This is a genomic window from Rhizobium pantanalense (assembly GCF_030182525.1).
Lineage (GTDB): Bacteria > Pseudomonadota > Alphaproteobacteria > Rhizobiales > Rhizobiaceae > Rhizobium.
In genome coordinates, this window is sequence record NZ_JAQJCH010000006.1 from 189207 (window position 1) to 204820 (window position 15614).

Consider the following 15614-nt stretch of genomic DNA (forward strand, 5'->3'; position numbering starts at 1 on the left):
TCGTGCCGAGCGGCTGCGCACGCAAACGCTCAAAATGCTGTCGCAAACGCTCACGCGCTGCGAAGTCGATCGGCAAAGCGTCGGGGCGAGCGATAGCCTGTCGCAAGCGCGGCTTCCCGCAGCGACAGCCCGTCCTCGGCGAGAAGAGTCGTTGCTAGCGCCACGCGCTCGCTTGTCAGTACCTCTCGCAGGGAAGCGCCCTCGCGTGACAGGCGGCGGCGTAGCGTCGCGTTGCTGGTGCCGAGCTCGGCGGCGATGAGGTCGGCAGTCCAGGGGCGATCCGGCTGCCAGCGCACCAGCGTCCGCACCGCCTCGGCTGTGGTCTCCGGCGAACCGGGCAGGGCACCGCGCATGCCGAGCACCATGAGGATTTCGAGAAGTCGATGCTCGATCAAAGGAATCGGCATATTGCCGCCGGCAATGCCTTCGCCGGCGTGGTTGATGGCAGCAGCCAGTAGCGGATCGAGCGGCAAGTCTATTTGCGATGCGGTCTGCGCAGGCGGAAAGGCTTTGGCTGCCTGTCGCGTCAATTCCTCGGGGAAGGTGATGAAAATTGCCCGATAGACGCCGGTCTGCGGATCGGGGTCGTTGACGACATCGCCGCTCCAGCCTGCCGGCAGCACGAGCACCGTGCCGGCTGCAAAATGCCTCTGCCGTCCCATGCTGACGATTTCCTTGGAACCTTCAAGGATGGCGACGATTGAAACCTGTGAAAAGGCCGAACCGGCAATGCGCTCGCGTTCGCGCGTGACGAAGGTGAAAAGCGTGGAATAGCTGCCGATGCCGCTCGGCGCGATCGTCGGGCGATTATCCTTTGCCGCCAGGCGGCGCAGCTTTTCCAACATGGCGTGATGAGCCTCGGACATTGCGATGGCTTTCTGCTGATTGGGGTGCCCGAGGAGTTTGGACCACGCGGGCAGCAATGCCAAGTCTGCAAAGCGCCTTGTCGGTTCGCCCGGCTGATATTATAAAGCTGATTGTGCTATGCAATCAGCTTTATGGTTGGAGGATCAAAAGCCCGCTGATGCAAAGGAGGAGGCAGATTATGAACTCTCTCGAAAATGCCCGTTGCGATACAGTCAAACGGCTGTTTGCAGCCTATGTCGCTCAGCATCCCGATACCGTCGACCCGATGCTAACCCAGGATTTCACCTTTTCCAGCCCGCGCGACGATCATATCGACCGGAAACGGTACTTCGAGCACTGCTGGCCGAAGGAGAAGGTATTCCGTGACATTCATATCGAACATCTGGTCGCAGATGGTGACGACGTGATCATCGGCTATCGCGCCGAGAAGATGGATGGCGCCAGCTTTCGCAATGTCGAGCTGATCCGCTTTGCCGGCGACCGCATTGCCGAGGTCAACGTCTATTTCGGGCGCAGCCTGTAACGCTTCAGCTATCCATAATCTTCGCCATTGCCGCGGCAAGTGCGACCGCCGGACCGGTCATAGGCTGCGGGCAGTTTTCCGGAAGAAGATGGACTGCATCGGTCATCGACGCCTGAGCGAAGGCGATCGTGATGGCGTCTTCGCCGCTAGCCGCTTTTACCGCATCAGCAATCGAGGTGAGATAGGCCGAGAGATTCCCGGCCCGGAAGTGCGTCCATGCGCTCGGCACCAGCCGAACCTCGATTTCGGCACCCGTCGCCTTAGCCGCTGCTTCGAAAAGTGCAGTCGTCGGGGCGATAGTCGTTTCGACGGTGCACAGCACGATAACCTTGCCACCGCGACAGACCGCTTGCTCTGCCAGCATCGCATCAGCACGGATGATCGGGGCTCCGGCACCGGCCGCAACCTTCGATGCTGCCGGGCCGAGCGTCGAGCAGTTGAGCACGACGGCATCGGCATCCTCCGCCAGATGCCAGAGAAGCGCTGCCGTTTCCGCCGAAATCTCATCCGTCAGGCGCCCCACCTTTTCCGCAGCGAGAAGAAGATCGGCGCGGACATGATGGCGCAGCATGCCATCAGGCAACCCGAACGCCTTCGCCGCCGCTTCATAGACGGCGATATTGCTTTCGGCGGTGTGCAGGCAGGCGATCGTCATGGGGTTCCTACCAGAGCTGAATATCCGTGAACCTAGCCGCGGCAGCCTATTGTGTCGACGTTTTGTCACCGCATTCTGCCTTGTATCGAAACATCATCATATGCAATGATGAAAACTTCTAAGTCTATGCTATACCTATTTGAAAAATAGGGCAATTTTTACTCCCGAGTGCAACTTTTTTGGCATGTCGCCGGTTGCTCTTCCAGGCGACGGCTCCTATGTTCCGCTTCACCTGCCGACGCAATTTTTTGCCAAGAGGAGATATGACCATGGCTTTCGAATTGCCTGAACTTCCTTATGATTACGATGCACTTTCGCCCTTCATGTCGCGTGAGACCCTCGAGTATCACCACGACAAGCACCACAAGGCCTATGTCGACAACGGCAACAAGCTCGCTGCGGAAGCAGGTCTTGCCGATCTTTCGCTCGAAGAAATCGTGAAGAAGTCCTTCGGCACCAATGCAGGTCTCTTCAACAATGCAGCCCAGCACTACAACCACATCCATTTCTGGAAGTGGATGAAGAAGGGCGGTGGCGGCAACAAGCTGCCGGGTAAGCTCGAAGCTGCTTTCGCTTCTGATCTCGGCGGCTACGACAGGTTCAAGGCCGATTTTGCCGCTGCCGGCGCCACTCAGTTCGGCTCCGGCTGGGCATGGGTTTCCGTCAAGAACGGCAAGCTCGAAATCTCCAAGACCCCGAACGGCGAAAACCCGCTCGTTCATGGTGCTGACCCGATCCTCGGCGTCGACGTGTGGGAACATTCCTACTACATCGATTATCGCAACCTGCGTCCGAAGTACCTCGAAGCCTTCATCGACAGCCTGATCAACTGGGACTACGTCCTGGAGCGCTACGAAGCTGCTACGAAGTAAGGTTTGCCGCACAGGCCGCCTTTCGCACCCGGCGTCTTCCTGGCGTCGGGTGTTTTCTTATGAGCAGTCTTATTGATATATTCGTGTGCCGCATGGCCGCCCCAGGAGACCGCCCAAGGAGGCTGAATGCCATCAGCACCGCTCTTCCGCTTCGGTGTCATCGCCGATCCGCAATATGCGGATCTCGCGCCCAATCTCACCCTCAATCGCTATCCGGCGAAAAGCCTCGACAAACTTCGAGCGGCGATCGAGGAGTTCAATCGGCACGATCTCGCCTTCGTGGTGACCCTCGGCGATATCATCGATCGCGAATGGAAGAGCTTCGACGCCATTCTGCCTGTCTACGAAGCCTTGCGTCATCGTAAGCACTTCCTTCTCGGCAATCACGATTTCGCCGTGGCATCGCAACATCTCGGCACGGTGCCGGCACGTGTAGGCATGCCGTCGGCCTATTATGATTTCAGCCTTTCCGGTTATCGCTTCATCGCGCTCGACGGCAACGAAATCAGCGTCTTTGCGCCGCCGGAAGGCGATCCGCGGCGGCAGGAGGCGAAGGAAATGATGCGGGCGCTGGAAACAACCGGCGCGCTCAATGGTCAGCGATGGAACGGAGCGATAGGCGACACGCAATATGACTGGCTTGCTGCGAAGCTCAGGGAAGCAAAGGCGGCAGGTGAGAAGGTCATCGTCATGAACCACTATCCGATCTTCCCAGAGAATGGGCACAACGCGCTAGATAGCGATCGCATGCTTTCGCTTTTGGCCGAGCATGACCATGTCGTCGCTTATGTCAATGGCCACAATCATGCCGGCAATTTCGGAGCGTCGGGCGGCACATACTTCGTCAACTTCAAGGGCATGGTCGATACTGAAGATACGAGCGCCTATGCGATCGTTGCTGTCTACAATGATCGGCTGGAGGTTACGGGCTTCGGGCGCGAGGATAGCCGGGTGCTAGCGCTGGCCGGCGTTTGATGAATCCCCTGTATCGTTCGACAGGGGGAACGATCCGCATCGTTGAAAGTTTAAGAACTGAGGCTGCTGTGAGGCGGAGCCGATGTTTCCGGCATTGCAAATTCTGACAATCCTGGTCGTGGCAGTCGCCATGGCACTGGCGCTGGCGCATTTGCTGGAGCTGCCGGGAAAAATGCGACTGTCGAAAGAAGACTACATGACGGTTCAGCGGATTTATTATCCCGGCTTCACGATCGGCGGCGTTGCCGAGCCGATCGGTACTCTTTTGCTTCTGCTTCTGCTGTTCCTGACGCCAGCCAACATCATCGTATTCTGGTTGTTTGCCGCTGCTTTTGCTGCCATGGCCGCCATGCATGCAGTCTTTTGGTTGCTGATACAGCCCGTAAACAATTTCTGGCTCCAGGATGCCGAGCTGAACGGGTTGGGCGCAGGTTTCTTTTCCCATGTTCCAGTCGGCGGTCATCGGATCGAAGCTGATGCCGAGGCGGACTGGACCATGCTGCGTGATCTCTGGGAATGGTCGCATGCCGCACGCGCAGTCTTGGGATTACTGGCTTTCGTTCTGTTGGTGATCGCGATTGCTCTATAGCAGTGCGTAACGCCAGGACTTGACCTGTTATTACTCCGCCGCCATCCGCATCTCGGTCACGTCCCTTTTCGGCGGCGTGCCGAACATGCGGGCATATTCACGGCTGAACTGCGAGGCACTTTCGTAGCCGACCCGGTAGGTGGCACTTTCGACATTGGCATGTCCGGCGACCATCAGGCGGCGGGCTTCGAGCAGCCGCATCTGCTTCTGATATTGCAGCGGGGTCATCGAGGTTAGCGTCTTGAAATGCTGATGGAAGGAGGAGGGGCTCATCCGCGCGACAGCGGCAAGCTGCTCGATGCGCACCGGCTCAGCAAAGTTGTCGCGCAACAGGCGGATGGCGTCCGCAATGCGTCGCGTCTGGCCATCGGGCAGCACCAGTTTGCAGACCTCGCCGCCATTGGGACCGGTGAGCAGCCAGAAGCAGATTTCGCGCATGATCGCCGGATAGAGCACCGGAATGGCACTCGGGTTCGACAGCAATCGGGTCAATCGCACCAGGCAATCGGCAAGCTCATCGCCGAGATTCTCGACGAAGATGCCAAGTTGCGCGCCGCCTGTCGGTTTCGGCGGCCTGTCGAGTTGCTCCATCACTTCACGCATCATGCCCACATCGAATTCGAGGGAGATGGCGATATAGGGCTTCTCGACACTCGCCTGGACCACCCTGCCGGCTGCGGGAAGCTCGATGCTGATGATGAGCGCCTGCATCTCGGCATAATCGATCACCATTTCATTCAGCATCAATTGTTTCGCACCCTGCAGAATGACGCAGAGCGCCGGCCGGTAGATCATCGCATGCGGCATTTTCGGCTCGATCGAGCGCATGATCAGCAGGCCATCGATGCCCGTGGAAAACACGCCATTGCTTCCGCTGTCATTGGCTTCGATGAATTGCGTGATCGCATCTTTAAGGGCTGAGGACATCGCGATCTCCGGGAGGCAGGTACTATTGTGGCATCATAGCAGCGAGGTGTCAGCGAACAAGGCGGTCGGAGGAATAGGCAAGAAATTTGAGAATTCCGGCATTCTGCGAAATGGTTCTGCCGGCGTAGATTCCGGCCACCAAACATTCCCTAGAGAACGGCAATGACGACTGAAAATACCGATAAATCAAAGACAAAGATTGCGATCATCACCGGCGGCAGCCGCGGCCTCGGCCGCAATGCCGCCATTCATCTCGCCAAGCGCGGTGTCGATACCATCCTGACCTATAACGCGAATAAGGCAGAAGCCGATAGCGCCGTAGCCGAGATCGAAGCGCTCGGTCAAAAGGCTGTTGCCTTGCGGCTCGACGCTGGCGATGTCGCATCCTTCGACGCTTTCGTTGCCGAAGTTCGCCGCGTGCTGCCGCAGCGTTGGGACCGCGATCGTTTCGATTTCCTCGTCAACAATGCCGGCACCTCCTATCACGCCTCCATCGCCGAAACGACGGAAGCCGAGTTCGACAAGCTCTACAATGTTCATCTCAAGGGCGTGTTCTTCCTGACGCAGAAGTTGCTGCCGCACATCAACGACGGCGGCCGCATCGTCAATATCTCCTCTGGTCTTGTTCGTTTCAGCAATCCAGGTTCGTCTGCCTATGCAGCCATGAAAGGTGCGGTCGAAGTGCTGACGCGCTATCTCGCCAAGGAGCTCGGCTCACGCGGCATCACAGCCAACACCGTGGCGCCCGGTGCGATCCAGACGGATTTCAGCGGCGGCATCGTTCGCGACAATCCGGAGGTGAACAGAATGGTTGCGTCCATGACGGCGCTCGGCCGCCCCGGCCTGCCCGACGATATCGGCCCGATGATTGCCTCGCTGCTGTCGGATGACAATCGCTGGGTCAACGGTCAGCGCATCGAAGTTTCGGGCGGCATGATCCTCTAACATCTGATCGTGTTTTGAACGAGCGCCAACATCTCAGCCGGCCGCGGCTGGGATGTTTGTCCGCCAGCCATTCACCCAGATCTGCCTGAGGCTATCGCCTTCGCCCTTGAACCAGAGGCCGGCCGGCTGGCAATCCTCGATCCGGTCGCTGCGGAAATTGCGGATCGCCTGACGCAGCTCGCACCAGGCGACGATGTTGGCGGTCTCCGAATAATAAATGAGGGCGATCGGCCGGATGATGCGTTCCGTGGCACGGCCGAGCTCGTCGCGATAGGCAAGGTCGAGCTTTTCCTCGTCGCGTATGGCACGGCGCACCAGCGAGAGATCGATCGCCGAGGCTGAAGGTGCGGCAAAGCCCCAGGCATGCAGCGCATTGGCGTCGAGCGTCTGGCGCAGCGGCGGCGGCACGGCGCCGGCAATCTTCGTGGTGACGCGCTTGGCCGCCTGCTTCAGCTCGGCATCGCCGGTGCGCTCGAGCAGCGCCAGCGACAGCACGATCGCCTCCATTTCCTCGATCGAAAACATCAGCGGCGGCAGGTCGAAGCCGGGTCGCAATATGTAGCCGATGCCTCGCTCGCCCTCGATCGGCACCCGCATCGCCTGAAGTGCCGCGATATCGCGATAGACCGAGCGCACCGTCACCTCCAGCTGAGCGGCAATGACGGCTCCCGTCACCGGCCGCTTGGCCAGCCGCAGGATCTGGATGATCTCGAACAGGCGCGATACCTTGCGCATTTCTTGCCCCAAAAGAAGAAGGCTACTGACAATACCCCGTCAGTTGGCTCGATTTATAAGACTGCCTATTCGCTTGAAAATCAACAATTTCCTCTCCTGTCTCTATGGAGAGGGCGGTAGGCAACTGACATGGGTTACGCAGAAAATCTCTGGCTCTTCTTCATCCTTCTCTTGGGCATCATCATCGTGCCGGGCATGGACATGCTGTTCGTGCTCGCCAATTCACTGACCGGCGGCAGCAATCGCGGTCTTGCCGCGACGGGCGGCATCATGCTCGGCGGTGCGGTGCATTCGCTGAACGGCGCTATCGGCATTGGCTTGCTGATGCATTTCGTGCCGATTCTCTTCAATCCGCTGCTGATCGCTGGCGGCGCCTATATGGCCTTCATCGGCTATACGCTGATGCGCAGCTCCATCACCGTGGGAGGTGAGGGGCCGGCCGGCAGCCGTTCCGCCTGGAAAGCCTTCCGGCAGGGGGCGGTGACTTGCCTCATCAATCCCAAGGCCTATCTCTTCATCTTCGCCGTCTATCCGCAGTTCCTGAAACCGGATTACGGCCCGATGTGGATACAGGCCGTCATCATGGGAGCCATGACCATCGCAACGCAATTTGCCGTCTATGGCGGACTTGCCATCACCGCCGGACGCAGCCGCGAGCTGCTGGTCGCCAATCCAAGAGCAACCGCCTTTGCAGGCCGTGCGGCCGGGCTGTTGCTCGTCGCCGTTTCGGTGTTCACGGTATGGGAGGGCCTGAAACTGGCGTGAGGGCTGAGGCGGCGAATGCGTGTGTCTATTGCATGACACTGATTTCACTCAGCTCTCACCACTTTGTGACTTCATTGCCGGAAAGGAAACCGGCAAACATGTTGCCGTAATTATGCGCCGGGCCGCATTCGCGGTCTTGAACACCGGAGAGGTAGGAGAAGAAAATGAAGTGGAAAGCGATTGTGATGGCGACGGCTCTGGCCAGCATCGCACTGGGGTCGGTCGTCGCGGCCGACGGCACGCATGACTCCCGTATCGGCATGATGAAGAAGATCGGCGGCGCCACCGGGGCTCTTGGCGCGATCGCCAAGGGCGACAAGCCCTATGATGCCGATATCGTCAAGGCGTCGCTGACGACGATCGCCGAAACCGCCAAGGCCTTCCCGGATCAGTTCAACCCGCAGAGCGACAAGACCGATCCCGAGGTCAATCCGAAGATCTGGGACAATCTCGATGACTTCAAGGCGCATGCCGCCAAGCTTTCGACTGATGCCGAGACGGCGCTCGCCCAGCTTCCTGCCGACAAGGCAAGCGTCGGCGCGACGCTCAAGACCCTCGGCGCGAGCTGTGGTGCCTGTCATCAGGCCTATCGCATCAAGAAGGATTAAGCGGTAGGTCGACCTCGTCCAGAGCAGTTCCAGAAAAAGTGCGTAGCGGTTTTCCGTCCGGAATTGCGTAAAGGCAAAAGCCTAGGCCTTGTTACATTTCGAAGAAAGGCGACAAGGCTCTAGAAATCGATTTTGGCGTCCGCAGGGGTTCTGCCGGTGCGGAGCCTTTTGGCTTTAGAGCTAAGGCTTGGGGGGCGTGATGGCGCGGTTTGTCCGGTGGTTGCTTTGTCTGTTCGGCGTGATCATTCTTGGCTGTGGCGCCGTCTATGTCATCACCGCGCCGTCGCCTTTGCCGGCGAGTCATTGGGCCAATCTCGGCGATCCCGACGTCAAGAACGGGCAGATGGTTTTCTGGGCGGGCGGCTGCACGAGCTGTCATGCGGCTCCCGGCGCGCAGGGTGACGCCAAGCTGGTGCTTTCGGGCGGTCTGGCGCTGACGAGCCCCTTCGGCACTTTCCATGTGCCGAATATCTCGCCGGATGAGAAAGCCGGGCTCGGAACCTGGACGCTTGCCGATTTCGGCAATGCCATGAAGCGCGGCGTCGGCAAAAACGGCGAGCACCTCTACCCATCCTTTCCCTACGGCTCCTATACCCGTATGAGCGACAAGGACATCAACGATCTCTGGGCTTTCCTGAAGACGCTGCCGAAGAGCGACAATGTCGCTCCGCCGCATGAGCTGCCCTTTCCCTTCAATATTCGGCTGGCGCTCGGCGGCTGGAAGTTCCTCTATCTCAACGACCAGCCGCGCGTTGTGCTCGCCAGTGCCGATGAGAAGGTCAAGCGCGGGCAATATCTCGTGGAAGGGCCGGGACATTGCGGCGAATGCCACACGCCGCGCGACAGCCTCGGCGGCTTCGTAAGCGGCCAATGGCTGGCGGGAGCGCCCAATCCGGAGGGTAGGGGGCAGATCCCCGATATCACGCCCGGCTCGAAGGCCATCGGCAGCTGGAGCGCCGGCGACATCGCCAACTACCTTGAAACCGGCTTTACCCCGGACTACGACTCCGCCGGCGGCTCGATGGCCGAAGTCCAGCAGAACATCGCCCATCTGCCGGCAGCCGACCGCGAGGCGATCGCGGCCTACCTGAAGGCGCTGCCGGCGAAGTAAAGCCGCGAGGTGCTCAAGCCGTGCCTGCGCGTCGGGCGAGATAGAGATGGGTTTCATAGTGCAATTCAAATACGCCGCCACGCGCGTTGATGGCATCGGCAAGCTCGAAAAGCAGCGCCTCTCTCCGATCCTCGCTCAAAAGCCGGTAGCTTGAAAGCGTCCGCAAAAGATCAGTATAGCTCTGCGCTGTGTGCGACCGGCTCCAGGAATAAGAGTGGTGCGCCGGAGCTCCGAAGTGGTCGGACTGCTGCAGCTCCCGAGCAAAAGGGCCATCAGGCAGATACCATGCCTCCACGGGCGGGCCGGCAAACTGCGGGGCATGGCGGGCGTAGATCCCCGCGAACTTGTCGGATAGTGGCGGTTCCGGCTTCATCGGCACATTGCCGAAGACGGCGAGTGTTCCTTCCGGCGCCAGGAGAGCAGCCGTCGCAGCGAAGCGCAGTTCCGGCGAAACCCAATGGAAGGATTGTGCCGCGAATATCAGCCTGAAGCTCTCCGGCTTGCCCGGCCATGCTTCGAAGGTGGTTTGCTCGAAGCGCACTCGCGGAAATTCCGCCAATCTTTCCCGGGCAACCGCAATCAGTTCCGCGCCGGGATCAAGCGCGAGAATGGAGAGGCCACGGCGGGCAAAGCCCTCTGTCGCCTGTCCGGTGCCGCAGCCGATTTCGAGGACCTGATCCTTGGCTTCCAGCCCGGCAAAATCGATGACATCGGCAAAAAGCGCCGCTGGATAGAGTGGGCGGGAAGTATTGTAGAGGCTGGCGACGCCATCGAATGTGAACCGCTGTTCCAAGTCGCACCTCCAGTTGCAGATCGAAGTTAACAGCCATTTTTCTAGCGCATTTCCGGTCAAGCTTGTAGTTACAGGATTCGGCAACAGGAGAGGGTGGTCGTGGACGCAAGGGTGGCGCGGAAGGTTCCTTATTTCAGTCAATGGGAAACGCCTGACATGACATTGGCGGTCGTCGCCGAGGGCGCACAATCAGCCTTGCTGAAGGACCCGCTCTGGGCGTCATCCGGCGCAAGCAGCATCGAGGATTATGCCCGCTGGGCCGGCAATCTTTGCGGCATGGCCTGCCTGAAGATGGTGCTCGCCGCCCGCACCGGCAAAACCATCCCGATCATGGATCTGGCCATGGGTTGTAGGGAGTATGGCGGCTATGTCGAGGAGGCAGATGGCCGGATCAAAGGATTGATCTATGCGCCCTTCGTCCCGTTCGTGCGGGATCGCTTCGATCTGAATGCCCGGATCGTTACCGGGATTTCCGTCACTGACGTCGCGGATATCCTCATGCAGTCGGAGTTTTTCATCGCGTCGGTACATCATTCGATCCGCTGGCCAGAGACCGAGCCGCCGGCCAAGGGCGGCCATCTCGTGCTGGTAACATCTGCCGACGGAAACAGCATCCGCTTCCACAATCCCTCCGGCCACGTCGATGCGACGCGCGAGAATGCGGAGATGCCGCTGGAGGTGTTCGAGAGGTTCTTTGCAGGCCGCGGGATCGCCATCGATCACTGAAGCATTTCCAGGAAAAGTGCGCAGCGGTTTTCGGAATGCGCAAAACCAGAAACACTCTAAAAATCAATATCGGATGGCGATCCTGTTAAAGGCCGGCATCAGGCGAGAGCCTGAAGGTAGCGCATGCCGGTGACCGGACGCGGCTTGAAATCCATATTTTCATAGAAGCGGTGCGCCTGGAAATTGCCTGTCGCGGCGCCAACGGAAAGATAGCTGCAGCCGGCCTTGCGGGCGATATCGCGGGCGCGGTCGACCAGATGCTGCCCGACGCCATGGCCACGGTGACCGTCACGCACGAAGAGATGATGCAGATCCATGCCGCGCTGGCCCTCTTGCGCCTTGTAGAGCGGCACGAGGATGGCGTAGCCGATCAGCCCTTGCTCGCCTTCGGCGACAAGCGCCGTGATCCAGGGCACGGGGCCGAAGAGATCGCGCTCAAGCTGCTCTGGCGTCGTGCCGGAGCGGTCGCCGTGGTGGGCGGCCAGCAGCCGGATCATGTCGTTGAGTTCAGGCAGGTCACGCGGCTGCGCGTTGCGGATGGTGATGACCGGGGGGCGGAGAAGTGAGATGTCGCTATCGTCTAGCATGGCATTTTGCGTCCTTGTTTTTCAATGAGCCGTCAGGACGCTGCCGATACAACAAAGCCGCCTGACGGCGGCTTGTTGACATATGATCTGTCTTGGCCGCCCGTTACAGGTACAGCCAAAAATACGAGCAATTATGGAGCGCGTGCGTGATCATGGGCGCATCAATGATCCGGTTCAGCGCGTTTGTCAATGGGACTCAGTGCTCGTGTTCGCACAGGCCGTGATCGGAGAGCGCACGGATGACGTAGCAGTCCTCGATGCTGTGGCCGTCGCAATGCGAGACGATGCGCTCCAATTCGTGCTCGAGCTTCTTCAGCCGCGCGATCTTGGTGCGAACGTCATCCAGATGCTCCTTGGCGATGCGGTCGGCACCGACGCAGGGGCGGTCCGGATGCTGGCTGAGTGAAATCAGCTCCTTGATGGCATCGATCGTCAGTCCGAGGTCGCGGCCGTGTCTGATAAAGGCGAGGCGATCGAGATCGGCTTTGGAATAACGTCGTTGATTGCCTTCGCTGCGTTCCGGTTCCGAGATCAGGCCCATCTGCTCGTAATAGCGGATTGTCGGCACTTTCACGCCAGTATGTCTCGATAGATCGCCGATGGTCAGCATTGAGCGGCTCCAATACCTATAGTCTCTAGAGCAATATATGCGGCTGTCATCGCAAAAATGCAAGGTCAGGTAGGGCTAACTGCCCCAGGTAGTGTTCCGCTTTCTCATTGCCCAGGCCGTCGTCGCAAGAAGGTGCTTCCAATCTGCTGCAATAAATACTATACCCCCCTATACTATAATCGAGGCCACGATGTCCCATACCATCCGTCAGCAAGCCAAGCTCCTTTCACGCGTCCGGCGCCTCAAAGGGCAGATGGAAGCAGTGGAGCGGGCGCTCGAGTCCGAGCGTCCCTGCGGGGAAATCTTGCAGTTGCTGGCCTCCATTCGCGGCGCCCTGACGGGGCTAACCGGGGAGGTTCTGGAAGACCATCTGCAGGAGCATGTGTTGCATGCCGAAAGCGAAGGGGCCCGCCGTCGGGCGGTCGACGAGATTGCCGACGTGCTGAAGACCTATCTGCGGTGACCAAAGCATGTCGCGCAAAAGTGTGCGGCGGTTTTGAGATAACGACATGCGAAAAATCGAAGACATGAAACGCCGGGAGTGCATCTGAAAGATCGCGATGCGTTTTATGGTTTCAGGCAACAAGAGAGTGATGTCATGAGTATTCCCTCCGAAATGGGCCACAGCCATGTTTTTCTGGGCTCCGATCATCAGCGCAACGAGCGCCGCATCTGGCTCGTCATCGCGCTCACGGCGGTCATGATGGTGATCGAGATCGGCGCGGGCACGATCTATGGCTCGATGGCGCTGCTCGCCGACGGCTGGCATATGTCGACCCATGTCAGCGCCATGCTGATCTCGGCGCTCGCCTATCTCTATGCGCGCCGGCATGCGCACAACGCGCGCTTCACCTTCGGCACCGGCAAGTTCGGCGATCTCGCGGGCTTTGCCAGCGCCATTGTGCTGGCGCTGATCGCGCTTATCATGGGCTGGGAAAGCATTCTGAGACTGCTCGATCCGGTGGCGATCAATTTCCGTGAAGCCATTGCGATTGCGGCAGTGGGTCTTCTCGTCAATCTCGCCAGCGCATGGTTGCTGCGCGACGACCATAGCCATCATCACCACGGTCACGCTGGGCACGGCCATGCCCATGCCCACGATCATGACCATCATCATGAGCACGGCGACGATCATCACCACCACCACGACCATGACCAAAAAGGTGGCAGGGACAACAATCTGCGCTCGGTCTATGTTCATGTCATTGCCGACGCGATGACCTCGGTTCTCGCCATCGTCGCCCTGCTGCTCGGCAGCCGCCTCGGCTGGACCTTCCTCGATCCGGTCATGGGCATCGTCGGCGGTCTGGTCATCCTGCAATGGGCATGGAGCCTGCTGCGCGCTTCCGGCGCCGTTCTCCTCGATTTCATTCCGCAAGGTGAGGATCTGCCTGAGGAGATCCGCGAAGCGATCGAGACGGAGGAGGATCGCATCACCGATCTGCATGTGTGGCAGGTCGGCCCCGGGCATCATGCGGCGATCGTCGCGGTCGCAACGCCCGTCTCGCGCGATCCGTCTTTTTACAAGGCACGGCTTGCCGAGATCCACGAACTCTCGCACGTGACAGTCGAAGTTACCGTCGACAAGGCGGCATAGAATCCGTTAGCAATCGGTCAGGTCAGAGGCTTGCCATATTCCTCGCATAGCCCAAGACCTGCCGATTCCGCTGGAGGCCTCTCACATGCCAACATTGCTCACGCGCCGCCGCCTCATGGCTGGCTCGGTGCTGCTTATTCCCGCCCTGACCCTCGGCCCCGGTAGGCTTTTCGCGGAGGATAGCGGCGCATCGCCGCCTCCTCCGGCAACGGACAATTCGGCAACGCCCGACGCCGGCAGCCAGAGCCCGCAAGGCGACGGCGGAGCGCAGGACAATTCGCAACTGTCCGACGATGTCGACAAGCAACTTGCCGATTTGGAAAAGAGGACCGGCGGTCGTCTCGGCGTTTCGGTGCTCGACACCGAAACCAATATTTCGCTCGGCCATCGCGAGGAGGAGCATTTTCCCCTGTGCAGCACCTATAAGGCGCTTGCCGTCGGCTTTGTGCTGGCGCGCGTCGATCAGGGCACGGAAAAGCTCGACCGGCGCGTCAGCTACGGCAAGGACAAGGTTGTCACCTATTCGCCCGAAACTGAAAAGCATGCCGATGGCGATGGCATGACCATTGCCGAGCTCTGCGCAGCGGCGATCACGCTGAGCGACAACACGGCCGGCAATCTTCTGCTCGAAAGTTTCGGCGGACCTGCCGCGTTGACCTCGTGGCTGCGCACCACAGGCGACACCGAAACCCGCCTCGACCGCAACGAGCCGGATGTCAATCAGGCCGTCAAGGACGACCCGCGCGATACGACGACGCCGGATGCGATGCTGGATTCGATCGGCCTTCTGACACTCGGCAATACGCTGTCGGAAACATCGAGGGATCAGCTGGTCAACTGGCTGGTCGCCAATACCACAGGCGACAACCGTCTGCGGGCAGGCCTGCCGAAGGAGTGGAAGGTCGGCGATAAGACCGGCACGGGCAATAACGGCTCCTATGCGGATATCGCTGTTATCTGGCCGCCGGACCGCGGTGCGATCCTGGTCACGACATTTGTTGCCGAGGCGACCGCATCTGCAAAGGATGTTGAGGCAGTGTTTGCCGAGATCAGCAAGATCGTCGTCGATATGGTAGGGCAATAGCGAGATATTGATAATAAAAACAAGATGATACGGGTGCGATGTGAATCAGCTCCGTATCGTCTTCAAGTGGTTTGGCAATTGACTCAGACGAGCGCCAGTGCGGAAGCAGCGCTGTCCGTTTCCTCATCGCCGTCACTATCGGCATTGCCGGTGCCGAGCTTCTGTTTGATCTCATCGGCAATCTGGTCGTTGATCGCCTTCTGTTGGTCGGCCGGCAAGGACTTGAAAGAATCTTCCGTCAAACCATGCGCTTCCAGATATTGTGCGCGGATCTTTTGGGCCGGCGTCATATTTGCCCATTTGGCAAACTCGTCGAGAATGTCCTGATCGGACTGTCCGCTTGACGATGCTGAGCTGCTGGAAGCACTCACGCCAGACTGGTCGTCAGCGGAGCCTGATGTCGAAGACGAGGAATCACCGAACTGGCTGAGCCAGAGGCCCGACGAAATGGAGGAAGGGACGCCGCTGGAGGAAATGGAAGGCCCCTGCGCATCGTCCTGGTCGCCGCCACCGTCGCCCGGCAGCGAAAAGGGCGCGCTGTCGTCGCTGTCGCCGCTCTGCTGGCTGCGGATCGGCGCACTGAAATAGTTTTGGGTGCTGCTGTGCACTTTCATCATCATGTCTCCCAACAGGTTGCTGGGACGA

At 59.4% G+C, this 15614-nt stretch carries 20 protein-coding genes; 12 read left to right on the top strand and 8 right to left on the bottom strand.

Going from position 1 to position 15614, the window contains the following annotated elements:
- Positions 1 to 50: 50 nt before the first annotated feature.
- On the bottom strand, positions 51 to 866 hold the full coding sequence (locus PH558_RS16820) for a helix-turn-helix domain-containing protein (protein WP_285205639.1): 816 nt from the start codon (positions 864 to 866) through the stop codon (positions 51 to 53).
- A gap of 179 nt (positions 867 to 1045) precedes the next feature.
- Here PH558_RS16820 and PH558_RS16825 point away from each other — a divergent pair, with 179 nt between their 5' ends.
- Positions 1046 to 1390, top strand: coding sequence for a nuclear transport factor 2 family protein (locus PH558_RS16825; RefSeq protein WP_285205640.1), 345 nt, complete (start codon positions 1046 to 1048; stop codon positions 1388 to 1390).
- Between the two features lie 4 nt (positions 1391 to 1394).
- Here PH558_RS16825 and PH558_RS16830 read toward each other — a convergent pair whose 3' ends face one another.
- A complete protein-coding gene (locus PH558_RS16830; RefSeq protein WP_285205641.1) occupies positions 1395 to 2045 on the bottom strand; it encodes an aspartate/glutamate racemase family protein in 651 nt (216 codons plus the stop codon).
- Positions 2046 to 2314: 269 nt separating this feature from the next.
- On the opposite strand from PH558_RS16830, the gene PH558_RS16835 reads away from it, so the two are divergent.
- The 3 genes from PH558_RS16835 (at position 2315) to PH558_RS16845 (ending at position 4481) form a co-directional block, all read left to right on the top strand.
- Positions 2315 to 2917, top strand: a complete 603-nt coding sequence (locus PH558_RS16835) for a superoxide dismutase (RefSeq protein WP_285205642.1) — start codon at positions 2315 to 2317, stop codon at positions 2915 to 2917.
- Positions 2918 to 3043: 126 nt separating this feature from the next.
- Positions 3044 to 3892, top strand: coding sequence for a metallophosphoesterase (locus tag PH558_RS16840; protein WP_285205643.1), 849 nt, complete (start codon positions 3044 to 3046; stop codon positions 3890 to 3892).
- A gap of 130 nt (positions 3893 to 4022) precedes the next feature.
- Positions 4023 to 4481, top strand: a complete 459-nt coding sequence (locus PH558_RS16845; RefSeq protein ID WP_244575278.1) for an anthrone oxygenase family protein — start codon at positions 4023 to 4025, stop codon at positions 4479 to 4481.
- Between the two features lie 30 nt (positions 4482 to 4511).
- Here PH558_RS16845 and PH558_RS16850 read toward each other — a convergent pair whose 3' ends face one another.
- The gene (locus PH558_RS16850) at positions 4512 to 5408 is read right to left on the bottom strand and encodes an AraC family transcriptional regulator (RefSeq protein ID WP_285205647.1); all 897 of its coding nucleotides are present in this window, start codon (positions 5406 to 5408) and stop codon (positions 4512 to 4514) included.
- 162 nt (positions 5409 to 5570) lie between these two features.
- On the opposite strand from PH558_RS16850, the gene PH558_RS16855 reads away from it, so the two are divergent.
- Positions 5571 to 6353 (top strand): SDR family NAD(P)-dependent oxidoreductase, encoded by a 783-nt coding sequence (locus PH558_RS16855; protein WP_095434265.1) that lies wholly within the window; start codon positions 5571 to 5573, stop codon positions 6351 to 6353.
- Positions 6354 to 6386: 33 nt separating this feature from the next.
- On the opposite strand, the gene PH558_RS16860 is transcribed toward PH558_RS16855, so the two are convergent.
- Positions 6387 to 7088 carry a helix-turn-helix transcriptional regulator gene (locus PH558_RS16860; protein ID WP_095434266.1) on the bottom strand — a complete coding sequence of 234 codons (702 nt, stop codon included), beginning with the start codon at positions 7086 to 7088 and terminating at the stop codon, positions 6387 to 6389.
- Positions 7089 to 7217: 129 nt separating this feature from the next.
- Between PH558_RS16860 and PH558_RS16865 the strand changes: the two genes are divergently transcribed.
- The 3 genes from PH558_RS16865 to PH558_RS16875 all read left to right on the top strand — a co-directional run bounded on the left by PH558_RS16865 (position 7218) and on the right by PH558_RS16875 (position 9572).
- A complete protein-coding gene (locus PH558_RS16865; protein WP_095434267.1) occupies positions 7218 to 7853 on the top strand; it encodes a LysE family translocator in 636 nt (211 codons plus the stop codon).
- Positions 7854 to 8017: 164 nt separating this feature from the next.
- Positions 8018 to 8461, top strand: coding sequence for a c-type cytochrome (locus PH558_RS16870; protein WP_095434268.1), 444 nt, complete (start codon positions 8018 to 8020; stop codon positions 8459 to 8461).
- 196 nt (positions 8462 to 8657) lie between these two features.
- Complete coding sequence (locus tag PH558_RS16875) at positions 8658 to 9572, top strand: cytochrome c (RefSeq protein ID WP_285205648.1); 915 nt, start codon at positions 8658 to 8660, stop codon at positions 9570 to 9572.
- Between the two features lie 13 nt (positions 9573 to 9585).
- Here PH558_RS16875 and PH558_RS16880 read toward each other — a convergent pair whose 3' ends face one another.
- Positions 9586 to 10365 (bottom strand): class I SAM-dependent methyltransferase, encoded by a 780-nt coding sequence (locus PH558_RS16880; protein ID WP_285205649.1) that lies wholly within the window; start codon positions 10363 to 10365, stop codon positions 9586 to 9588.
- Positions 10366 to 10440: 75 nt separating this feature from the next.
- Between PH558_RS16880 and PH558_RS16885 the strand changes: the two genes are divergently transcribed.
- Positions 10441 to 11091, top strand: a complete 651-nt coding sequence (locus tag PH558_RS16885; protein WP_285206022.1) for a C39 family peptidase — start codon at positions 10441 to 10443, stop codon at positions 11089 to 11091.
- A 98-nt stretch (positions 11092 to 11189) separates the two neighbouring features.
- Here the strand turns inward: PH558_RS16885 and PH558_RS16890 are convergent, their stop codons facing one another.
- Together PH558_RS16890 and PH558_RS16895 are read right to left on the bottom strand one after the other, a co-directional pair.
- Positions 11190 to 11678, bottom strand: a complete 489-nt coding sequence (locus tag PH558_RS16890) for a GNAT family N-acetyltransferase (RefSeq protein ID WP_285205654.1) — start codon at positions 11676 to 11678, stop codon at positions 11190 to 11192.
- A 196-nt stretch (positions 11679 to 11874) separates the two neighbouring features.
- Entirely contained in the window at positions 11875 to 12288 is a 414-nt protein-coding gene (locus tag PH558_RS16895; RefSeq protein ID WP_095434273.1) for a MerR family transcriptional regulator, read from the bottom strand.
- Between the two features lie 190 nt (positions 12289 to 12478).
- Here PH558_RS16895 and dmeR point away from each other — a divergent pair, with 190 nt between their 5' ends.
- The 3 genes from dmeR to bla all read left to right on the top strand — a co-directional run bounded on the left by dmeR (position 12479) and on the right by bla (position 14969).
- Positions 12479 to 12751, top strand: coding sequence for a Ni(II)/Co(II)-sensing transcriptional repressor DmeR (gene dmeR / locus PH558_RS16900; RefSeq protein WP_095434274.1), 273 nt, complete (start codon positions 12479 to 12481; stop codon positions 12749 to 12751).
- A gap of 135 nt (positions 12752 to 12886) precedes the next feature.
- Complete coding sequence (dmeF, locus tag PH558_RS16905; protein WP_285205661.1) at positions 12887 to 13885, top strand: CDF family Co(II)/Ni(II) efflux transporter DmeF; 999 nt, start codon at positions 12887 to 12889, stop codon at positions 13883 to 13885.
- Positions 13886 to 13970: 85 nt separating this feature from the next.
- Complete coding sequence (gene bla, locus PH558_RS16910; protein ID WP_285205662.1) at positions 13971 to 14969, top strand: class A beta-lactamase; 999 nt, start codon at positions 13971 to 13973, stop codon at positions 14967 to 14969.
- A gap of 83 nt (positions 14970 to 15052) precedes the next feature.
- Here bla and PH558_RS16915 read toward each other — a convergent pair whose 3' ends face one another.
- A complete protein-coding gene (locus PH558_RS16915) occupies positions 15053 to 15583 on the bottom strand; it encodes a hypothetical protein (RefSeq protein WP_285205663.1) in 531 nt (176 codons plus the stop codon).
- Positions 15584 to 15614: the final 31 nt, after the last annotated feature.